We start from the raw sequence: 19,304 nt of genomic DNA, 5'->3' as shown, positions 1-19,304 counted from the left end.
AATTTATTAAGGTTTGAGTGTTGGTTTGAGAATCAAACTTTTACTTCATTTGATTGGAAGTTCTGTCGTTTCCTTGTGTACTTTCAAAACGATCATCGTATGGGTACCCTCAACTCCCTCAATGCTACCTACTATATCAAGGAAGTTGTTTAGTTCTTCACTACTTTTTGTCCTTATCTTAACTACCATATCATAGTCTCCTGTCGTTTCATAAACCTCCATGATTTCTGGATATTTTATAAGTTTTGAGGCCACTTCTGAGTACTTTCCTGCTTTTACTTTGATTAAAATAAATGCAAGCATTGTATAGCCAAGGGCTTCAGGATCTACTATTGCCGTAAATTTCTTAATAATACCACTTTCCCTTAGTCTCTTAATTCTCTCGTGGATAGTGGATTCGGCTAATCTAGTTATTTTTGATATTTCCCTAAGCGGAACCTTTCCATCCTTCTGAAGAATTTCTATGATCTTTTTGTCGACATCGTCAAGTACTCCCCTCACCATTAACACCTCTGGAAAAATTTTTCAAGAGGAAGATATAAAGTTGTTGGGGGCTGTCCTTATACAACACTTTGAAACTCGTATGAAAAAGGAAAGAGTTATAAAGGCACTTCCAATTATGTGTGTGAAACTAAAGGGGGGAGGAAAATGGCTGAGAGGCCTCTTGATGTTATCCACAAATCTTTGGATAAGGACGTCCTCGTAATTCTCAAGAAAGGGTTCGAATTCAGGGGTAGGCTCATCGGGTATGACATTCACCTTAACGTTGTCTTGGCTGACGCAGAGATGATTCAGGATGGAGAGGTGGTGAAGAAGTACGGTAAGATTGTGATTAGAGGGGACAATGTATTGGCGATCTCTCCAACGGAAGAGCTGTGAGGTGATGTTTAATGGGTAGTGGTACAGCAACTTTCGGTAAAAGGAATAAGACACCAACTCACATTAGATGCAGGAGATGCGGTAGGAAAGCATTTAACATAAAGAAGGGCTACTGTGCAGCTTGCGGCTTTGGGAGAAGCAGGAGACTTAGGAAGTACAGATGGAGCAAGAAGTGGAAGAAGAAAAAGAATGTTCACTGATTCTCATACTTTTTCTTCCATTTACTCCACTTGTAGAGTGCTGACAATGCCTTAATTGCCCTTTCTGGTTCTGGATATGCTGGTATTCCGTTCTCATTGAGCATGTCAATAGCTTCCTTAGCTTCAATTCCACCGACAATTGCTACTACAAGCGGCTTCTTCCTTCCGCTCTCGTTGTACTCCCTAATGATTATTTCGGCAAGCTCCCTGGGATCGAGAACTGCGGTCTGACAGTAGAGGACCGCTATAGCGTGCATCTCTGGATGGGCTAGGGCATCTTTAATCGCTCCCTCGTAACTCTTCCCGTCAGCCATTCCGGTTAAGTCAACGGGATTCTTGTAGGAACCGAACGGGGGCATGTGGTTGGCGAATACCTTAAGTTGCTCGAGGTCATCATACAGGTGGAGTCCCTCTTCTTCAGCTGCATCCGTGGCCATGACTCCGATTCCGCCACCATTCGTTATTATCACAACATTATCTCCTTGGGGCTCTGGAAGGTTGCTAAGTGCTCTGGCCCAGTCGAATGCTTCTCCAATTGTTAGGGCCCTGAGAACTCCACTCTGCTTAAAGGCTGCCGTGTAGATGGTATCACTTCCAGCGAGAGAATCTGTGTGGGATGCTGCAGCTTTTGCTCCTCTCTCGCTCCTTCCAGCCTTTATCACTATTATAGGCTTCTTCTTGCTGACTTCCTTTGCTACCTCCATGAACCTTCTACCGTCCTTCACACCCTCCATGTAGATGAGAATTGCCTTAGTGTTGTCATCGTCCTTGAAGAACTCGAGCAAGTCTGCATCGTCAATATCAGCTTTGTTTCCTACGCTAACTACTGCAGATAGACCGATCTTTTCAAGGATGGTCCAACCCATAAGGGCAATTCCTAGGGCACCGCTCTGGCTTATCAATGCTAATGGCCCTGGAAGGACGTCAGTTGGTCCGAAGGTAGCGTTGAGCTTTGCTGGGGTGTAAACTACGCCGAATATATTTGGACCTAAGATTCTCATACCGTACTTCTTGGCTGTCTCGACAAGTTGCCTTTCGGCCTTCTTTCCCTCTTCTCCAAGTTCACCAAATCCCGAGCTTATGATTGGGACAACTTTGACTCCTTTCTGTCCGCATTCTTCAAGAACCTGGGGAACGAACTTTGCGGGGACGACTATAACGGCCATGTCAACTTCGTCAGGAACCTCAAGAATGCTCTTGTAGACCTTAAACTTCCTTCCGCTAATTTCCATTTCTCCGCCTTTAATGTTCACTGGATATATTTTGCCCTCATAGCCATACTCGATGAGGTTCTTCATAATTGCATATCCTATCTTCCCTGGTTTTGAAGAAGCACCTATAACAGCGATGCTTTTTGGATTAAAAAGAGCTTCTAGGCTCATTTCTATCACCCCTGAAAGCGTTTACATTTTTCGATTTTCGACGAATGTTATAACTTTTCTCTTCCATTTTTGACGAAGTTATTTTCGACATTTGTTAAACTTCTAAGGCAAGTCCTACAATCTCGCGAACGCTCTTGAATCCCTCTTCCTTAAGGTAGTTTTCTATCCCCTGGGCGATTTCCTTGAAGACGGAGAACCCCCTTAGGTAGACAGCGGTTCCTATTTGTAGGGCTGAAGCTCCAGCAAGAAGGAATTCTATGGCATCTTGCCATGTTGTTATTCCTCCCATACCTATGATTGGGATATCAAGCGCTCTCGCCAGATCGTAAACTGCCCTTAGGGCAATAGGTTTGACTCCAGGTCCCGAATAGCCTCCGACTTTGTTACTTAATATTGGCCTCTTGGCATAGATATCTATGGCAATTGCTTTCAGGGTATTTATAGCTGAGACGGCATCTGCTCCTGCCTTTTCAGCTGCTAAGCCCAATTTTACTATATCGTTGGTATTTGGAGTTAACTTCGCTATAACAGGTCTCTCTGTAACATCTTTTACTGCCTTAACTACCTCATACACATTATCCGGGTCTTGACCTATTTCCATTCCGTATCCTTTGGCATGGGGACAACTTAGGTTTAACTCAAATGCATCCGCAACCTCTTGGAGCTTATCCGCAAGGAAAGCGAATTCTTCGGGGGTACCCCCGAATATAGAAACTATTATTGGGAAGCCAAACTTTTCTTTTTTGAACTCCTCTAGGAATGCTTCCCACCCCGGGTTTGGTAAACCCATAGCGTTTATTAGCCCATATGGAAGTTCTACTATTGTTGGATTTTCATAGCCCTTTCTGGGCTCTTTCCCAATCGACTTTGTAACAACGGCTCCTGCTCCTTCTCTGTGTGCCCTTTTTAGCAGTTCTGGAGTCATGTCAACGACCCCAGATGCTAAAATTAGCGGATTTTTCATTTTCAATCCTAAAATTTCAGTCTCAAGCATTTTTATTCCCCCAGGATACTTGGAAAAAGCTTTTTATATTTATCAGCTACTAAACATGGTGGGGGTATCATTGTCAGTGTTACTTAAAAATGGTTTGATTCTATACGGAGAAAGTTATGAGAAAGTGAGGGCTGATATCCTCATTGAAGGAAATGAGATAGTTAAAATTGGTAGAAACTTGCATGCTGATTCTGACGTTGTGATTGACTGTTCACATTCCCTGGTAATTCCTGGTCTTATAAATGCTCATACTCATTCTCCGATGGTTTTACTGAGGGGTTTAGCTGAAGATGTCCCTCTCATGGAATGGTTGGAGAAGTATATATGGCCAAATGAAAGGAAGCTTGGAAAAAAGGAAGTATATTGGGGGGCTCTCTTGGGTTTAATTGAGATGGCGAGGTCGGGGACTACAACATTCATCGACATGTACTTTCACATGGACGAAGTTGCGAAAGCTACTCTTGAAGTTGGTTTGAGAGGTTTCCTAGGGTACGGAATGATAGACCTTGATGATGAAAGGAAGAGAAAGATTGAGATCAGGGAAACAGAAAAATTCAGGAAATTCGTTGTCCAACAGAATTCAGAGCTTGTTAACTTTATTCTTGCCCCTCATGCTCCTTACACTTGTTCGATGGAATGCCTAAAATGGGTAGCTAACAAAAGTAGGGAATGGAATGCCCTAGTTACTATTCACCTTTCGGAGACTAAGGGCGAAGTTGCTCTCATAAAAGAAAAGTACGGGAAAACTCCAACGGAAGTCCTGGCTGATGCAGGTCTCTTAAATGAAAAATTGATAGCAGCGCATGGAATTTGGTTAGAAGATAAGGAGGTAAGTCTTCTGAGTGAAAAAGGCTCTACGGTTGTTCATTGTCCTGCCAGTAACATGAAGCTTGGTAGTGGGATCATTAACCTCAGGAAGTTGCTAGATAGTGGTGTCAACGTTGCTTTGGGAACAGATGGTGCGGCAAGTAATAACACACTAGACATGCTTCGGGAAATGAGACTAGCATCTCTACTTCAGAAAGTTGTGAATCTTGATCCCTCGATAATTAAAAGTGTTGAAATATTCAGAATGGCAACTCTTAATGGGGCAAAAGCCCTTAAATTAAATGCTGGAGTAATAAAAGAGGGATATCTTGCAGATATTGCGGTTATAAGTTTAAAAAAACCTAACCTTCTTCCAACGAATGATCCTTTAAGTTCCTTAATATTCTCTGCCAAGGCCGAAGATGTTGAGACCTTAATAGTTAACGGTAGGATAGTTATACTTGATGGTGAATTTCAAACTGTAGACGAGGATAAGGTTCTCGACAAGTTTCTGGGGGTTCTCTAAATGGTGGTCCTTGACATTTCAATATTATTGGGAGTTTTTTTATTAACTTTCTATGTCATTCTTTTCTATGAGTATTATAGAAGGAAAGAAAGGGTCTTATTGTACTTTTCTTTAGCTTTCCTTTCTTTAAGCGTCGGATGTCTCGTTAATGGAATAACTCATTTAGCGAGCTTATCCGTTTTCGTATCATTCTTTTGGGTAGGAACGATTGAGATGCTATCCCCTGGAATAATGACTAAATATTCAGAGGACCTTAAGTACCTCAGCTTAGTTCCAGTCGTTGTTTACTTGTATTTTTCAGTATATAATCCAATTATAGTCTTGATTATAGATGCAGTGATGATGGTGGTCTCCGCCTTCCTGGTATATACGGAAAGTGAGAGCCCTAAGTTAGTTCCCTTCTTAATTCTCCTATTTTCGATACTAACTTTCGGCTTGATGTCTTATCCGAACTTAATATTCAAAGTCCAGGTAATTATAGCAATAATCCTTGGATACTTAATAACTGTGGATACACTAAAGGTTACCATACCTGCTGTTGTTAAGGAAAGAGTTCCTCTTAGGCCAGGTGTTCTTTTTATGACTGAAGTACCAAATAAGATACTTAAGACTGCCCTCGTGTTTTCCAGAAATCCCGGAAATGAGAATAATGAAAGATGGTTCTGGATAACAAAGGTGCAAAAGGGTTCTAGGACTATTGAACCAACAAACCTGGTGAAGATATTAAACCTCTCTGTCAAGTATCTTGAGCAGGGAGGAATAGTGGTTATCGATGGGTTTGAGTATCTTGTATTGGAAAATGGGTTTGAATCAATCGTGAAATTTTTGGCCCATCTTAGGGATTATGCCCTTCTATATGCTTCAACTGTTATAGTTGTTAGTGACCTCACTAATTTCCCAGAAAGAGAAAGAAATCTAATATTGAGAGTTGTTGGTGAGGAGATATGAAGGTTGTAAAAGGGGATATTACGAAATTTAGGGCTGAAGCAATTGTCAATGCAGCCAACAAATACCTCGAGCATGGAGGCGGAGTTGCTTATGCAATTGCAAAGGCCGCCGCAGGGGATGTTTATGAGTACATACGAATAAGTAAAGAAGAAATGAGAAAGCAAATTGGGAGAGATTATATCGAACATGGAGAAGTTGTTGTGACACCCCCACTTAGACTTGCCAAAAATGGAGTTAAATATGTTATCCACACTGTTGGCCCATATTGTGGAGGAAAATGGGATGAAGACAAAAAGAATAAATTAAAACTCGCAATCCTCGGAGCGCTTAAAAAGGCTGACGAATTAGGGGTTAAAACAATAGCATTTCCCGCTATAAGCGCCGGGATATATGGCTGTCCACTTGAAGAAGTTATTAAGACATTTAAGGAGGTAGTTGATGAATTCATAAAGAAATCGAAGAGTGTTAAAGAGGTTTTCTTGGTGCTTTACTCGGAGGAAGATTATAACAGGGCAACAAAAGTTCTGGAGGTATGATAAATGAAGGTTGATACTACAATCAAGGAGAAAATTCTAGAAAAGCTTCCAGAGAATCTATCAATGCTCGCCGATTTAGCTTATAATTACTGGTGGAGTTGGGATCATAAGGCGATGAAACTATGGCAGAAAATTGATGAGGAACACTGGAGGGAATATAAAAACCCAGTCAAATTGTTATTAGAGATCCCTGAATCGAGACTAAAAGAGCTTTCTAAGGATGATTCCTTCCTTGACTTATATGAGCTGGTGGTTGAGAGATTTGAGAGTTATATGAACCAGGGGACTACCTGGTTCTCGACAAATTACCCACATTGGGACAAACCTATAGTTTACCTATGTATGGAGTATGGGATAAGTAAGAGCCTACCAATATATTCTGGTGGGCTTGGGATACTTGCAGGGGATCATCTAAAGACGGCAAGCGATTTGGGATTACCTCTTATTGCAGTGGGTCTCCTTTACAAACACGGCTACTTTAGGCAAGAGATAGATAAAGATGGGGGACAGATAGAAATTTTCCCAGAATATAACATTAAAGAAATGCCAATAAGGCAAGTATTCACTAATGATGGAAAACCTCTCTTAATTAATGTCCCAATAGAGGACAGGATCATTAAAGCGAGGGTTTTCTTAGTGAAAGTTGGGAGAGTCGATCTGTATCTCCTTGATACGGACGTTCCAGAAAACTCTGAAGAGGACAGGAAGGTCTGTGACTACTTATATAATGCTGAGCCCGATAAGAGGATAAAGCAGGAGATCCTTCTCGGTATTGGTGGAATGAGACTCCTCAAGGCTTTGGAAATAGAGCCTGGGGTTATCCACCTAAATGAAGGTCATCCAGCATTTGCTAACTTTGAAAGGATAAGATGGTTCATGGAAAAGGGACTCAGCTTTGAGGAGGCCCTAGAGATCACGAGGGGAACGAGCGTATTTACAACTCATACGCCCGTTCCTGCTGGCCACGACGTGTTCCCTGTAGATTTCGTTAGGGAAAAGCTTGCAAAGTTCTTTGAGGGTCTACCCGCTGAGAAGTTCCTCGAGCTTGGAAAGGCAAATCCAAGTGATCCGAACTTTAACATGACGATCCTCTCGATAAAAACATCAAACTTCGTGAATGGCGTTAGTCAGTTACACGCCAAGGTCACGAGGGAAATGTGGGCAGATCTATGGAAGGGAGTGCCCCTTGATGAAATTCCAATTGAGGGGATAACGAATGGCGTCCATACTGCCACGTGGGTTAATGAGAACTTGGCGAAGCTCTACGACATATACATCGGTAAGATCTGGAGGGAGCACGTCAACCTTGAAGGTATATGGTATGCAATAGAGAGGATTCCTGATGAGGAGCTGTGGGAGGCTCATCTTAAGGCCAAGAGGGAGTTGATTGAGCTAATAAGGAGGAAGATAATGAGGAGGAATGAGAGGCTCGGTTTAGATGAGCCCCTTCCAGATATAGATGAAAACGCCCTTATAATAGGCTTCGCAAGGAGGTTCGCGACGTACAAGAGGGCTGTTCTGCTGTTAACTGACCTTGAGAGACTTAAGAAAATCGTGAACAATCCAAAGAGACCTGTCTACATCGTCTTCGGAGGAAAGGCTCATCCCAGGGATGAGGCCGGAAAGGAGTTCCTCAGGAGGGTTTATGAAGTCTCTCAAATGCCCGAGTTTAAGGGTAAAATAATACTCATAGAAAATTATGACATGGGCTCAGCGAGGCTTTTCGTTTCTGGAGTCGATGTCTGGCTTAACACTCCAAGGAGGCCACTAGAAGCAAGTGGGACGAGCGGAATGAAAGCAGGACTGAATGGTGTTATAAATCTGAGCATATTTGACGGTTGGTGGGTCGAAGGATACAACGGTAGGAATGGCTGGGTTATTGGAGATACAAGCACTGAACCAGAAACCGAAGCAGATGACTACTGGGATGCCATGAGCCTCTACGATATTCTGGAGAACGTTGTGGTTCCAATGTACTATGAGAACAGGGATGCATGGATAAGGATGATGAAGGAGAGCATAAAGAGCATTGCACCAAGGTTCAGCACGCACAGGATGGTTAAGGACTATGTGACTAAGTTCTACTCGAAGGCCATGGAACTTGGGATCTACCTAAGCAGGGATGAGTTCAGGTGGGCCAAGGAGCTCGCCAGGTGGAAGGAGAAAATTAGGGCTGAATGGGACAAGGTTGAGATTGAAGATGTTAAGATCAACGAGCACGTTGTTGAGGTCACAATAAATCTTGGAAACCTAAAGCCAGAAGATGTCAGGGTCGAGCTTTACTATGGAATTAAAGGGGAAGGATTCAAGGTACTCAAGCCCCACATAGTCGAACTTAGGAAAGCTAAGGATCTAGGGAATGGGAGGTATATCTACACCTACATGGGCAAGGCCCTTAAGAACATTGAAGATCCGTGCTGGCACTACGCCGTTAGGGTTTACGCTTATCACCCAATGATGCCGGGAAAGTTCCTACTAGGTGGATACATAAAATGGAAAGGAGTGAAGAACTGACCTCCTCCCCTAAACGGGGGTTCCCGTAGCTCCGCACGGTCGCCCGTGATTCATCGGGCAGGCTGGCGTCATCGGGCACGGTCAGGGTACCCTCGGGAGGAATAAAAATGGAACATAAAACTTTGCTTTCCTCCCCTTAAAGGCTTCCAGCCCACAAAGGTTGTGACTACTCCTTCTTCTCTTCTTCCTCAACTTTCTTCTTGTACGCTTCGGCGGCCTCTCCCAAGCTCTTGAATAGTTTAAGCATTTCCATTGGTAGGGTTAGTACGATGACATTGCTCTTGTCGCTTGCGACATCACTTATGGTCTGCAGGGTTCTAAGCTGTAAGGCCATTGGATGTTCGCTGATAATTTCCGCCGCCTCTCTAAGCTTCTCTGCCGCCTGTCTCTCAGCCTCTGCAAGCAAGATCCTAGCTCTTCTTTCTCTCTCTGCCTCTGCTTGCTTTGCCATTGCTCTCTGCATTCCTGCTGGGAGCTCTACATCTTTAATCTCCACTGCAGTAACCTTTATGCCCCAGGGATCCGTTGCTTCGTCAATTATTCTTTGTAACTGCATGTTGAGCTTATCCCTCTCGCTCAACAGCTCATCTAGATGCGCCTGACCTATAACGCTCCTTAATGTGGTTTGTGAGATCTGGGATGTAGCCATTATATAGTTTCTAACTTGGGTTACGGCCTTTACTGGATCTACAACTCTAAAGTAAACTACGGCATTAACCCTTACTGGCACGTTATCCTTAGTTATAGTTTCCTGAACTGGAACGTCAAGAACCTGAGTTCTGAGGTCAACTATAACTGCCTTTTCGAATATCGGGATTATGAAGAACAGCCCAGGCCCTCTAGCTCCCACGACTCTACCAAGTCTGAATATTACTGCTCTCTCGTACTCCTTGACAATCTTTATAGCGCTTGCCAAGAATATCAACACAAACAGCAGTACAATTCCAATAACGAACAAATCTCCTGACAGAATCATTGCTTTCCACCTTCCTCTTCCTTTTCTCTAACAACAATAAGCGTCAATCCCTCCATATCAACAACCCTAACCTTTCTCCCTTTCTCTATGGGCTTTCCAAATTTACTCTTTGCTCTCCACAACTCCCCCCTAACCTTGACCATGCCTTCAGGATTTAGGTCTTCAACAACAACTCCTGTTAGACCTATCATTTCCTCTTTTCCTGTTCCTGCTTTCCTTCTATGGGCTTTTATTACTGCGGCCATCCCAAAGGCAAAGAATAGTGCAAGTAGGACTCCTATGGTTATTATGGTAATCCTAAGTTGTGAGAAGACCTCCCTATTGACTAGGTACTCCACTTCCCCACCTCCAAACAGTAGTATTCCTCCCAATATGAACGATATAAGTCCTGCTACTGTAAATAAGCCAAAGGTTGGAGTGAGGGCCTCAGCGACGAAGAATAACATTCCTACTACTATTAACAACAGACCGGCAGCGTTATAGCCAAAGTATCCGAACCCTATTATTGCTAAAACTATCATTATTGCCCCAACTGTTTCTGGCACGTGCCATCCTGGGGTAAGAAAGCCTAAGATTAGGGCCCAAATCCCCAGGGAGAGGAGAAGGTAAGCTATATTTGGGTCAGTTATGTAGGTTATCACTTTATCTTTGAGGGATGGTTCAAGTTGGACGACCTTGACGTTGGTGAAGTTCAGGGTGACATACCTTCCATTAACGGGTAATTTCGTCTGCATACCATTTGCTTTCTCAAGCAGTTCATTGAGGTCTTTAGCTATAATCTCAATTACTCCATATTTCAGGGCTTCTTCGGGGGTCAAGCTTACATCTTTAGTTATAAACTCCTCAGCTATTGTGGCGTTTCTTCCACTTTCCTGGGCTAGGCTTTTGATGTACGCTACATAATGATTGACTATCTTTGGAGGGGCTTGAATTATTGAACCGTTCTGGGCATAACCCAGGATAGGCCTGCAGGCACCTATGCTCGTTCCTGGGGCCATTGCAATTAAGTGAGATCCGAGGGCAATGTAAGTTCCAGCAGAAGCCGCGGTAGCTCCTGGGGGATAGACGTAGATTATCACGGGAACTTTTGCTTGCTGTATCCTTTGGATTATGTTCATCATTGCATCTCCCCTTCCTCCTGGTGTATCGAGTTCAATGATTATTGCTTCTGCTTTGTTTTCTTCTGCAAGGCTTATGTACCTGTTAAACTGGTCGTACGTGTATGACGTTATTTGTCCCTTGATTTGAGCAACGTAAATTACCCTCTCCTGGGCTAAGACTGGAAGGATCAGAAATGACAAGATTAAGGTTCCCAAGATGAACTTCCCTCTCATCTTAGTCACCATACTTAACAAAGGTAGTAAAAAGAAGTATTTAAAGGTTTTCAATTTTAGAGCTTGAACTTTCTCATGGCCATTTCCGCGGCTACCGTGATTGGATCTATAGTTGGGCTTATTGGTGGTGCATATGCGGTTTCTAAATAAGCAACATCCTCAACTGTTGCTCCCTTCTGAGCTAAAGCCGAGAGGGTCATTATCCTTCCCCAAACTCTCTCTCCTCCAACTATTTGAGCTCCTATAAGTTTCCTGTCTTCTTTCCTAAAGATTAGCTTCACGGTTATTGGTTTGCCTCCTGGGTAATACTCAGGCTTCGTGGAGCCCTTGAATTTTCCTACAACTACATCAATCCCCTCTTTCTTTGCTCTCTCTTCAGTAATTCCAAATGTTCCAACCTCCAAACCAAATAATTCTGTAATTGCTGTATTAAATACTGGTCTAAATACGGAATTTTTACCTGCTATATGCTCTGCAGCGACCTTTGCCATTCTCACTGCCGAAGTTCCAAGTTGACTTAGGGTTCTCTTTCCAGTTACGGCATCTATAACTTCAGCGCAGTCCCCAATAGCGTATATATCAGGATCACTTGTTTGAAGGTGTTCGTTTACTACAATGCCTCTATTAACCTCTAGGCCTGCCTCCTTTGCTAGGTCGACATTTGCCCTAACGCCGGTCGCCACCAAGACTATATCGGCTTTAACCTCTTCCTCCCCTATCTTTACCGCTTTTACTGGACTGCCAATGATCTCACTTACGCCAACACCAAACCTGAACTTCACTCCATACTTTTCCATTTCATCCTGCACGAGCTTTGCCATGTCCTTGTCGAGCATTGTAGGTAGTAAGTGCTCGAGCAGTTCGACAACTAAAACATCCATACCAAGCTTTGCAAAGGCCTCCGCCCCTTCCAATCCTATTAAACCAGCCCCTATTACAACGACTTTCTTTGGCTTCCTCTTTGTTATATACTCTTTGATTCTTCTAACATCATCCAAGCTCTTCAACGTGAATACTCCTTCGTTCTCAACGCCCTTTATTGGTGGAATAAATGCCTTAGAACCAGTTGCTATTACGAGCTTGTCGTAAGGAACTTCCCCCTTGTCAGTAATTACTATCTTTTTCTGCCTGTCTATCTTCTTCGCTTCAACTCCAAGCATCATTTCAATTTTCTGCTTTTTATAGAACTCATTTGGAAATACTATAACATGTTCTGGCCTTTCTATTGTTCCGCTTATGACGTGGGGCAAGGCACAGGGAGAATATTGCATGGTTGGCTCCTTTCCTATAACTGTTATCTTGGCCTTTCTGTCGAGCTTCCTCATGAAAAGTGCGAAATTGCTACCAGCTGTTCCTGAACCTATTACAACTACCCTCATAAAAACCACCAAAAAATAGGGGGAGGAAGGGGATATAAACGTTGGTGCTATCCCCAGGAAGGGAAGGCAAGAGATGATACCTATAAATAACTAAAGTTTGGAAATCATTCAAGGGTAACCTCATTCTCCCAGAGGCCGTGGATATTACAGTAACTTAGGGCATAGAGCTTGCCTTTTTTATTAGTCTTAATATAGAACACCGCCCTTGGCTCTGTTAGTGGATCATTATGGGCTGTAAATGCAACCCTACCCACCATTATTGGGAAGTTTTCTCCCTCTGGATGGAAGTATAACTCTATCCAGGCTATGTGGTGCTCTGGAGTATTTGGGTGGGGGATTTCCTTTCCAACTGAGACTTCTACTTTGACAAAGTCCCCTTCTCTCGAATACTCTATAACTGGAACGTGCTTTTCCCCTTTCCAATCTCCACTTTTTATGGTGTCCTTTAACATTTCAATCACCTCACTCTATCTTTTCAAATTCATCCTTTGGTGCTCCACAAAGAGGGCAGAGCCAATCCCTAGGGAGATCCTCAAACTTTGTTCCTGAGGCTATCCCGTTCTCCTCGCCCCCTTCATCTTCGTCATATATGTAGCCACAGATTTTGCATCTCCACTTTGCCATATTGGTTTCCTCACTATGAAATTTGTAATTCGCCCTTATAAGGTTTGTGGTTCAAACTTGATTAGTTTACTTACAACATCCATTTTAAGAGGGTCTGACCTCCTCCCCTTGGCGAGGGTTCCAGCGGATTGACCCCTCACCAGGGGGAGGTTTGGGGGGCTTCACTGGTCAGCCCCTCCGGCCCGGTCTTAGGCCGGTTACCCCTACCTGCCGTTAAACCCGGCAGGCTCGGGGTTATCCTCTTTACCTTCCTCAAAATGTTGAAGGCTCTAACTAAGTCCGCGTTAAATACAAGCCCCTCTGCGGGACACTTAAATAATCCACGAACAAACCTTGCCCCGTTATGGGGCTTCCCGCAGAGGGGGCACACTTGGGAGGTGAAAGCCTCATCAACCAAGATTACGCGAATACAATACTCTTCCGCAACCTCTTTCAACCGTTTGATAAGGTAATTAAACCGCCAGACGTGGGAGAGGATGAAGTTTAGTTTTCTACCCTTTTCGGGTTTTCTTGCAATTTCTTTAGGATAACCAACAATAATTTTTGAAACTCCCAACTCGTAGAGCCTTCTCACGGTTTGCCTTACAGCAGTGTTAATGTAGTGCTTGGCTTGAAGCTTAGCCTTCTCATACATCCTCTTTAATTTTCTACTCTTCCTTGCCCCACTCTTGTTGAGTTTAGACTGATACTCAGCAATCTTGTGCTGCCAGTAGAAGTCAATGCTCTTGAGTGGTCTCTCATTCACGAGGAAGCTCTCACCGTTCTCAACATAGACGGCCATTAAATTGTTCACTCCCAAGTCAATGCCTGCCGTAAGGTCTCCTTTCGATTGTCTGGGGATTTTAACCCAACCATCTCTGGTTAGCCTCTCTTCAACTGTAAACGTGATGTGAGCATACCACCTCCGCTTTATGGGGTCATAAGTGATTTCTAATCTTCCCTGCTTGCCCTTCCAGTGTATTCTGCCCTTGAACTGGACTTCTATTCTACCGAATTTTCCAAGACCCTTTAAAATAAGTTTGTTACCCTCAATCCTGTACTGATCATTCCTCAGGACTATCAGTGGTTTTCTCTTCCGATAATTCGGTGGTCTCGGCTTCAACCACTTTGACAATTCCTCGTCCTTTTTCTTCCTAATGTTGGACAATATTTTCGGCGACCTTTCTATATAACGGGGCAATAAAATTTGGCGAGAAGAGAGTTTATGTGTCCTTTAGCGAGACTAAGAGCGAATTCTACAGGCAGATGAAAATGCTTGGTATGAACTTTAAGAATCTTGAAGAGAAAGGATTGTTTAAGTTTATCGACTTAGTTACTGTCCCTTCTGCCACTATTCAGAAAGAAATAGATTTGCTTATGAGTGAGATAGCCAGACCGGATAGTCTTAGATTCAATTACCGTTATATCAAACCTTTTGGGCAAGGAAATGACAAGAACATTCCTCCATACAATGCTGGGTAGACTGATAAAAACCTATGGCTCTACTGCCTTGCTAATTGCAGAAAAACCGATTGGCGAAGAAAAAATAGGGTTCGGAGTTGAAGAGTTCGTTGTTGATGGAGTTATAATTCTAAAAACTAGAAGCATTGGAGAAAACATAGTAGGAACGTTGGAAATTAGGAAAATGAGAAGAAAAATTAGGAAACCTGAATATGAATATGCAATAACCGACAACGGAATAGATTTTTTTGACGTTCCTGAGCTTAAAAGAGTGGAGTTCGAGCCAACATGGAGTAGGATAACTAGTGGGATAGAAAAGCTTGTAGATTGATAAGAAAGTCCTATCAAGGGCTCTAGGAAATAGTGTCATAATGACGTTTAACACCAAGATGTTCCCCGAGAGTATACTTGAGATAGGTAATAGCTTCGCCCTTAATGTAATTAAGTTTGAGGTCAAAGTCGTTGGAGTTTCGATCAAAAGGATACTCACAATAATAAGGAGCCCTTTTATGGAATATAATTTGAAATCATGGGGATATGAGATAACGAAGAATGCAGTTGTGCTCATTCCAGAAAAATAGAGGATTAAAATAGAGCATTGATGGCTTCTCTAATCTTCTCCCTATCCTCCTTGGTTGGTCTGCCCTTGCTCTCTATCGTTGCCACGTGATCAAACTTGCTCCTTGCAATTAAAGTTTCAATCTTCCTTCCGGCAACTCCACCCCAGCCAAAAGCTCCAATTATAAGGACGGGTTTTTCATAGTTGGCCTTATCAAGTATTTCAAACAGGGTGTACCTGATCCTGGGGTGAATATCTGCCTCAAACGTCGAGGCCCCGATAACTATTGCCTCGGCAGTAGGGACTTCCCCAAGGATATCGGCTATCGCTGGGTTTTCTCTATCGGTGAACCTGTAAACGATAGGTTTCTTACCAAGCTTCTTAAGTTCATCTATAACTATTTTCATTCTTTCCTCTACGAAACCATACATTGAATCGTAAATTACGAGAACCTTGCCTTTTTCTGGGATTCCTGCTCCTATACGCTCGTAGTGTTCAAATATTCTCCTAGGGTTCTTCCTCCAAATTAAACCGTGTCCAGGAAGAATCATCTTGGCATTATCTATAATTCCGAGCCTCTTTAGCTTCTCGATGTTCTGGACTATATATTTATGATAGTGGCCAATCACGGTGACAACGTACTTGGTAACGTATGGGAGATACTCTCTTACGACATCTTCATTTGAGTCATCTATCTCCCTCGGAATTGAATAGCCCCCTCCAGCGTCGCAGCTGAATATTAGCTTATCTTCAACAACGTACGTTATCATCGCGTCGGGCCAGTGAAGCCATGGGATAGTTATAAATCTGAAAGTTTTGGTTCCTATTCTAAGCTCTTCTCCATCCCTAACGACTTGGAAGTTCTTTACAACTTCTTTCCCATAGAAACCCTCCAGAAGGTTCCTTGCAAATGCCGTTCCAATAACTTTGGCCTTGTATTCATTTGCCTCAAGAACTTTGGAGAGGGCACCACTATGGTCAGGCTCAGTGTGGTGCACTATTATGTGAGTTATCTCCCTGAGATCAACAAGCCTCTCCAGCTCTTTCAAAAACATCTCCGTATAATCTCTTTTTACGGTGTCAAACAATACTATTGCATTACCAAGTTTCATAAGATAAGAATTGTACGTTATTCCCTCAGGGATGTACCAAGTCGCTTCAAAGTACTTTATCTCGTCATCGTTAACCCTTATCAGGTAGAGCTCAGGTTCGTCAAGTATCTTCCTTACCAAAATGTTAACCATACCATCACCACAAGATAACTTGCCACATATCATATAAAGTTTTCTATGCTCACCATATCGTCATGATTTTCGAACCTGCTAGGTTTGATTTTTAGATGACCATGACGTCATATGGCAGAAGATTTTTGCTCAGTGGTTTAGTAAGGAAAAATTCTTTTTCTTACTCTACTCCTAGCTTCAGCTGTACCCATTTTAGTATTTTGAAAAATTTCCGATGATATTTGACACAGTGTAAACTGTTTGGTTTATATTCAACGAATATTTACTGAATATTTTTCGGAGAATGCACTCAAATCTTACTAGTAATTCTACAATTGCACGTAACAATTGAACTTATATTCAAAAAACGTTATATACCAATGTTCAATTATTAAACATCTGACAAAGATGGGGAGGGACGTGCAATATGGATGTCCATGCACAGATATTAACCGTCCTTGTATTATACCTGTTCTTCTTGATAGGATTAGGTGTTTACCAAGGTAGGAAGGCCAAGAGCGGAAAGGACTTCGCAATAGCCGGTAGAAGGCTCCCAGGATGGGTGGCCGCTTTGTCAGAGAGGGCCACTGGAGAGTCAGCATGGGCCCTACTTGGCCTTCCGGGCCTCGCTTATGCGGCAGGGCTTTCGGCAATCTGGGTTGCTATAGGTTGTGTTGCCGGTATTATCGTCGCTTGGGCAGTTTTCGCTGGAAGATTGAGGAGAGAAGCCGAGAAATATGACGCAAGAACATTCATAGACTACATTGCCAAGAGGCACGAGGAGTCTGGAAAGTGGATAAGGGTACTGGGTAGCTTGACAATAGCATTCTTCTTTTTCTTCTACGTGGGTGCCCAGTTCATAGGTGGTGGAAAGACGCTCAATGTTCTCTTTGGGATTGATCCTAAAATGGGAATGCTGATTACTGCAATGATAATCCTCCCCTACACTGTCCTCGGAGGTCTTCAGAGCGTTGCGTACACGGATACAGTCCAGGCTATAGTCATGATCCTAACTCTTACAGTTGCCCCAATAGTTGGTGTAATTTACATTGCAACTCATCCTGGCCTCTTCGCCAGCTCAGTTACTGAGGCTTTAAAACTTGCTGGACCGAAGTATTCAAGCATTCTGGGAGGCCTGACGGGTTCTGCTGCTCTAATCTTCGTCATAGCAGAACTTTCATGGTTCTTCGGCTATCTAGGGGGAATGCCTCAGTTGAGCATAAGGTTCATGGCAATAAAGGATGAGAAGAACGCAAAGCTTGCAAGAAATGTCGGTATCGCGTGGACGATCTTGGCTTACATCGGCGCTCTCATGATCGGTTGGATTGGCTTAGCCATATTTGGGCCGAATGGATTAGCCGACAGGGAAAATGTCATGCCATCTGTAATGCTTAAGCTGTTCCCTCCGGCAATTGCAGCAGTCTTCATCACAGGAGCAATTGCTGCGATGCTTTCAACTGCAGACTCTCTCCTGATACTTTCAGCAACCGAGCTTTCAGAGAACTTTCTGAAGCCCTTCGTCTATGGTGGCAATGTTGATGAAAGGAAGAGCCTCCGAATGTCGAGACTTACAACGATAACCCTCGGTCTCCTAGCTTTGGCTACGGCTTATCTCGTTCCAACGAAGCTTATATACACCATAGTCGGCTACACCTGGGCGGGAATTGGAGACACGTTCTCCGTGATAGTAGTTCTAACCCTGTTTTGGAAGAAGTTCCATGCTAGAGCAGTTCCACCCACGATAATTGCAGGCCTACTCTTCACGATATTCTGGATAAGTGCTGGCCTTGAAGCGAAGGTTTCGGCAAGGCTAATGACGTTCATAGTGACACTTATAGTTGCAGTGATTTCAACGTACGTCCTAAAGCCGAAGGAGTAACTTTTTATTCCTCTCTTATCTCTTTCCTAGTTATGGGGTTGGAAGATGTTATTGGATTGGTGAGGTTGTCCACTTATGCTAGAGTTGAAGAGATTACGTTCAGGTCAATTTATTAGGAGCCTATGTGCTAAATCCGGAATACTGGCGGGTTTAGTTTATTGGTTGTCCGTAGTCATTAGTATCTCAAGAAATCCCTGGTTTTCTTTCTTCAAGAACGCTTTAAGTGATCTTGGAAATCCAAAGGCCACCGCTCCTTGGATTTATAATCTCGGACTAATAATTTCGGCGGTGTTCTTATTTGCCTTCACTATATCCTTAATTGTTGATGCCAGGAACAAGCTTCAAACGGTTGGTGGTGCTTATATAAGCGTGTCCGCTATTTTTCTGGCACTAATTGGAGTATTTCATTCGGGAACTGAGCCTCATGTTTTCGTTTCAACGTACTTTTTCGTTCAGTTCTTTCTGGGTATCCTGATTTATGGTTTGGGAAGTTTCAGTTTCGTTAAGAAGATCTCCATAACTCTCTTTATCCTGGCCTTGGTAGGCTTAGGGATTCCCTGGCCTTCGACAGCACTCTTAGAAGCGTACGAGATAATCCTACTTATGGTATTTGCTTATGTAAACAGCTCAAAGCAGATATCGCACTCCTCTGAATTCGGGGTTGAATCTATGAGGAAGTGAAAAATATGTGTCCTTTCCCCACCATTTTTAAGGTTAGCTTTACAAGGGGCCCATGGACCTCATATTCGGTGGACCTCTCCTTTATCACTTTTTATATCTTAAGAGAGCTGCTCTGAGCCGACCTAGTGACATCAATCTGTCCGGCGAAGTAAGGACAACCATGCGGAGGATGATTCCCGTAGGAACCCCAAAGGGAGGAAGCCACTCTGCTATCTCTCCAGCCCTCATCGATGTCTTTAAATGCTCAACATCAATTAGTGCTCCCCATTGTCTTTCTTCAAGTACCTTGAGCTCAGTTGTTCCTTGCTTTAATCCCTCCCCTAAAATCTGAACTAATCTCCTCCTTAAAGATGAATAAACATAGCGGGAAGTAACTTCGAAGGTTGAAACTTTCATGCTCGTAGGTCATGACACGTGATATAG

General features: G+C 43.2%; 22 protein-coding genes. 11 read left to right on the top strand and 11 right to left on the bottom strand.

Annotated elements, in window-relative coordinates; genetic code table 11:
- Positions 1-45: 45 nt before the first annotated feature.
- Positions 46-501, bottom strand: coding sequence for an Lrp/AsnC family transcriptional regulator (locus P8X24_RS00985; RefSeq protein ID WP_372914168.1), 456 nt, complete (start codon positions 499-501; stop codon positions 46-48).
- Between the two features lie 147 nt (positions 502-648).
- Here P8X24_RS00985 and P8X24_RS00980 point away from each other — a divergent pair, with 147 nt between their 5' ends.
- Entirely contained in the window at positions 649-879 is a 231-nt protein-coding gene (locus P8X24_RS00980) for an LSm family protein (protein WP_014734507.1), read from the top strand.
- A gap of 11 nt (positions 880-890) precedes the next feature.
- Positions 891-1,079, top strand: coding sequence for a 50S ribosomal protein L37e (locus P8X24_RS00975; RefSeq protein ID WP_068578629.1), 189 nt, complete (start codon positions 891-893; stop codon positions 1,077-1,079).
- On the opposite strand, the gene acdAI is transcribed toward P8X24_RS00975, so the two are convergent.
- Together acdAI and P8X24_RS00965 are read right to left on the bottom strand one after the other, a co-directional pair.
- Positions 1,073-2,461 carry an acetate--CoA ligase II subunit alpha gene (gene acdAI, locus P8X24_RS00970; protein WP_372913662.1) on the bottom strand — a complete coding sequence of 463 codons (1,389 nt, stop codon included), beginning with the start codon at positions 2,459-2,461 and terminating at the stop codon, positions 1,073-1,075. The two genes, P8X24_RS00975 and acdAI, sit on opposite strands and share 7 nt — an antisense overlap.
- A gap of 94 nt (positions 2,462-2,555) precedes the next feature.
- Complete coding sequence (locus P8X24_RS00965) at positions 2,556-3,455, bottom strand: dihydroorotate dehydrogenase (protein WP_372913661.1); 900 nt, start codon at positions 3,453-3,455, stop codon at positions 2,556-2,558.
- Positions 3,456-3,531: 76 nt separating this feature from the next.
- Here P8X24_RS00965 and P8X24_RS00960 point away from each other — a divergent pair, with 76 nt between their 5' ends.
- The 4 genes from P8X24_RS00960 to malP are packed head-to-tail and all read left to right on the top strand — an operon-like array spanning position 3,532 to position 8,786.
- Positions 3,532-4,788: an amidohydrolase family protein gene (locus P8X24_RS00960; RefSeq protein WP_372914167.1), complete on the top strand. Its 1,257-nt coding sequence runs from the start codon at positions 3,532-3,534 to the stop codon at positions 4,786-4,788.
- Entirely contained in the window at positions 4,789-5,736 is a 948-nt protein-coding gene (locus tag P8X24_RS00955; RefSeq protein WP_372913660.1) for a DUF835 domain-containing protein, read from the top strand.
- Positions 5,733-6,272: a [protein ADP-ribosylglutamate] hydrolase gene (locus tag P8X24_RS00950; RefSeq protein WP_372913659.1), complete on the top strand. Its 540-nt coding sequence runs from the start codon at positions 5,733-5,735 to the stop codon at positions 6,270-6,272. The genes P8X24_RS00955 and P8X24_RS00950 overlap by 4 nt, the downstream gene beginning before the upstream one ends.
- Positions 6,273-6,275: 3 nt before the next feature.
- On the top strand, positions 6,276-8,786 hold the full coding sequence (malP, locus tag P8X24_RS00945; protein ID WP_372913658.1) for a maltodextrin phosphorylase: 2,511 nt from the start codon (positions 6,276-6,278) through the stop codon (positions 8,784-8,786).
- A 166-nt stretch (positions 8,787-8,952) separates the two neighbouring features.
- Here malP and P8X24_RS00940 read toward each other — a convergent pair whose 3' ends face one another.
- From P8X24_RS00940 to P8X24_RS00915, 6 genes are all read right to left on the bottom strand, one after another.
- On the bottom strand, positions 8,953-9,762 hold the full coding sequence (locus P8X24_RS00940) for a slipin family protein (RefSeq protein ID WP_372913657.1): 810 nt from the start codon (positions 9,760-9,762) through the stop codon (positions 8,953-8,955).
- Positions 9,759-11,108 carry an NfeD family protein gene (locus tag P8X24_RS00935; protein WP_372913656.1) on the bottom strand — a complete coding sequence of 450 codons (1,350 nt, stop codon included), beginning with the start codon at positions 11,106-11,108 and terminating at the stop codon, positions 9,759-9,761. Before P8X24_RS00935 ends, P8X24_RS00940 begins: the two co-directional genes overlap by 4 nt.
- A gap of 44 nt (positions 11,109-11,152) precedes the next feature.
- On the bottom strand, positions 11,153-12,475 hold the full coding sequence (locus tag P8X24_RS00930; RefSeq protein ID WP_372913655.1) for an NAD(P)/FAD-dependent oxidoreductase: 1,323 nt from the start codon (positions 12,473-12,475) through the stop codon (positions 11,153-11,155).
- Positions 12,476-12,579: 104 nt separating this feature from the next.
- Positions 12,580-12,927 carry a class II SORL domain-containing protein gene (locus P8X24_RS00925; protein ID WP_068323861.1) on the bottom strand — a complete coding sequence of 116 codons (348 nt, stop codon included), beginning with the start codon at positions 12,925-12,927 and terminating at the stop codon, positions 12,580-12,582.
- Between the two features lie 10 nt (positions 12,928-12,937).
- Positions 12,938-13,099 (bottom strand): rubredoxin, encoded by a 162-nt coding sequence (locus P8X24_RS00920; RefSeq protein WP_372913654.1) that lies wholly within the window; start codon positions 13,097-13,099, stop codon positions 12,938-12,940.
- 136 nt (positions 13,100-13,235) lie between these two features.
- The gene (locus tag P8X24_RS00915) at positions 13,236-14,246 is read right to left on the bottom strand and encodes an RNA-guided endonuclease InsQ/TnpB family protein (RefSeq protein WP_372913653.1); all 1,011 of its coding nucleotides are present in this window, start codon (positions 14,244-14,246) and stop codon (positions 13,236-13,238) included.
- On the opposite strand from P8X24_RS00915, the gene P8X24_RS00910 reads away from it, so the two are divergent.
- From P8X24_RS00910 to P8X24_RS00900, 3 genes are read left to right on the top strand one after another with little or no spacing between them, the layout of a single operon-like run.
- Positions 14,246-14,560: an ATPase domain-containing protein gene (locus P8X24_RS00910; RefSeq protein WP_372914166.1), complete on the top strand. Its 315-nt coding sequence runs from the start codon at positions 14,246-14,248 to the stop codon at positions 14,558-14,560. The two genes, P8X24_RS00915 and P8X24_RS00910, sit on opposite strands and share 1 nt — an antisense overlap.
- A complete protein-coding gene (locus P8X24_RS00905; RefSeq protein ID WP_372913652.1) occupies positions 14,526-14,870 on the top strand; it encodes an ATPase domain-containing protein in 345 nt (114 codons plus the stop codon). The genes P8X24_RS00910 and P8X24_RS00905 overlap by 35 nt, the downstream gene beginning before the upstream one ends.
- 40 nt (positions 14,871-14,910) lie before the next feature.
- Entirely contained in the window at positions 14,911-15,120 is a 210-nt protein-coding gene (locus P8X24_RS00900; protein WP_372913651.1) for a hypothetical protein, read from the top strand.
- Positions 15,121-15,124: 4 nt separating this feature from the next.
- Here P8X24_RS00900 and P8X24_RS00895 read toward each other — a convergent pair whose 3' ends face one another.
- A complete protein-coding gene (locus tag P8X24_RS00895; RefSeq protein WP_372913650.1) occupies positions 15,125-16,342 on the bottom strand; it encodes an FprA family A-type flavoprotein in 1,218 nt (405 codons plus the stop codon).
- Positions 16,343-16,748: 406 nt separating this feature from the next.
- Here P8X24_RS00895 and P8X24_RS00890 point away from each other — a divergent pair, with 406 nt between their 5' ends.
- Both P8X24_RS00890 and P8X24_RS00885 read left to right on the top strand, forming a co-directional pair.
- The gene (locus P8X24_RS00890) at positions 16,749-18,200 is read left to right on the top strand and encodes a sodium/proline symporter (protein ID WP_372913649.1); all 1,452 of its coding nucleotides are present in this window, start codon (positions 16,749-16,751) and stop codon (positions 18,198-18,200) included.
- A gap of 75 nt (positions 18,201-18,275) precedes the next feature.
- Positions 18,276-18,881 (top strand): DUF998 domain-containing protein, encoded by a 606-nt coding sequence (locus tag P8X24_RS00885; protein ID WP_372913648.1) that lies wholly within the window; start codon positions 18,276-18,278, stop codon positions 18,879-18,881.
- An 84-nt stretch (positions 18,882-18,965) separates the two neighbouring features.
- On the opposite strand, the gene P8X24_RS00880 is transcribed toward P8X24_RS00885, so the two are convergent.
- Positions 18,966-19,277: a hypothetical protein gene (locus P8X24_RS00880; RefSeq protein ID WP_372913647.1), complete on the bottom strand. Its 312-nt coding sequence runs from the start codon at positions 19,275-19,277 to the stop codon at positions 18,966-18,968.
- Positions 19,278-19,304 lie beyond the last annotated feature (27 nt).

Origin of the sequence: Pyrococcus kukulkanii (assembly GCF_041647995.1) — an archaeon.
Taxonomy (GTDB): Archaea; Methanobacteriota_B; Thermococci; order Thermococcales; family Thermococcaceae; genus Pyrococcus.
Note: the sequence above shows the minus strand (reverse complement) of the source record. Positions and strands in the feature narration are given on the sequence as shown.

Bases quoted from the DNA above. Each gene is read 5' to 3' on its own strand.
- P8X24_RS00930 (WP_372913655.1), bottom strand. From the start codon at position 12,475: ATGAGGGTAGTTGTAATAGGTTCAGGAACAGCTGGTAGCAATTTCGCA.
- P8X24_RS00890 (WP_372913649.1), top strand. From the start codon at position 16,749: ATGGATGTCCATGCACAGATATTAACCGTCCTTGTATTATACCTGTTC.
- P8X24_RS00880 (WP_372913647.1), bottom strand. From the start codon at position 19,277: ATGAAAGTTTCAACCTTCGAAGTTACTTCCCGCTATGTTTATTCATCT.
- P8X24_RS00980 (WP_014734507.1), top strand. From the start codon at position 649: ATGGCTGAGAGGCCTCTTGATGTTATCCACAAATCTTTGGATAAGGAC.
- P8X24_RS00905 (WP_372913652.1), top strand. From the start codon at position 14,526: ATGACAAGAACATTCCTCCATACAATGCTGGGTAGACTGATAAAAACC.
- P8X24_RS00975 (WP_068578629.1), top strand. From the start codon at position 891: ATGGGTAGTGGTACAGCAACTTTCGGTAAAAGGAATAAGACACCAACT.
- P8X24_RS00885 (WP_372913648.1), top strand. From the start codon at position 18,276: ATGCTAGAGTTGAAGAGATTACGTTCAGGTCAATTTATTAGGAGCCTA.
- P8X24_RS00955 (WP_372913660.1), top strand. From the start codon at position 4,789: ATGGTGGTCCTTGACATTTCAATATTATTGGGAGTTTTTTTATTAACT.
- P8X24_RS00950 (WP_372913659.1), top strand. From the start codon at position 5,733: ATGAAGGTTGTAAAAGGGGATATTACGAAATTTAGGGCTGAAGCAATT.
- P8X24_RS00935 (WP_372913656.1), bottom strand. From the start codon at position 11,108: ATGGTGACTAAGATGAGAGGGAAGTTCATCTTGGGAACCTTAATCTTG.
- malP (WP_372913658.1), top strand. From the start codon at position 6,276: ATGAAGGTTGATACTACAATCAAGGAGAAAATTCTAGAAAAGCTTCCA.
- P8X24_RS00895 (WP_372913650.1), bottom strand. From the start codon at position 16,342: ATGGTTAACATTTTGGTAAGGAAGATACTTGACGAACCTGAGCTCTAC.
- P8X24_RS00940 (WP_372913657.1), bottom strand. From the start codon at position 9,762: ATGATTCTGTCAGGAGATTTGTTCGTTATTGGAATTGTACTGCTGTTT.
- P8X24_RS00925 (WP_068323861.1), bottom strand. From the start codon at position 12,927: ATGTTAAAGGACACCATAAAAAGTGGAGATTGGAAAGGGGAAAAGCAC.
- acdAI (WP_372913662.1), bottom strand. From the start codon at position 2,461: ATGAGCCTAGAAGCTCTTTTTAATCCAAAAAGCATCGCTGTTATAGGT.
- P8X24_RS00900 (WP_372913651.1), top strand. From the start codon at position 14,911: ATGACGTTTAACACCAAGATGTTCCCCGAGAGTATACTTGAGATAGGT.
- P8X24_RS00920 (WP_372913654.1), bottom strand. From the start codon at position 13,099: ATGGCAAAGTGGAGATGCAAAATCTGTGGCTACATATATGACGAAGAT.
- P8X24_RS00965 (WP_372913661.1), bottom strand. From the start codon at position 3,455: ATGCTTGAGACTGAAATTTTAGGATTGAAAATGAAAAATCCGCTAATT.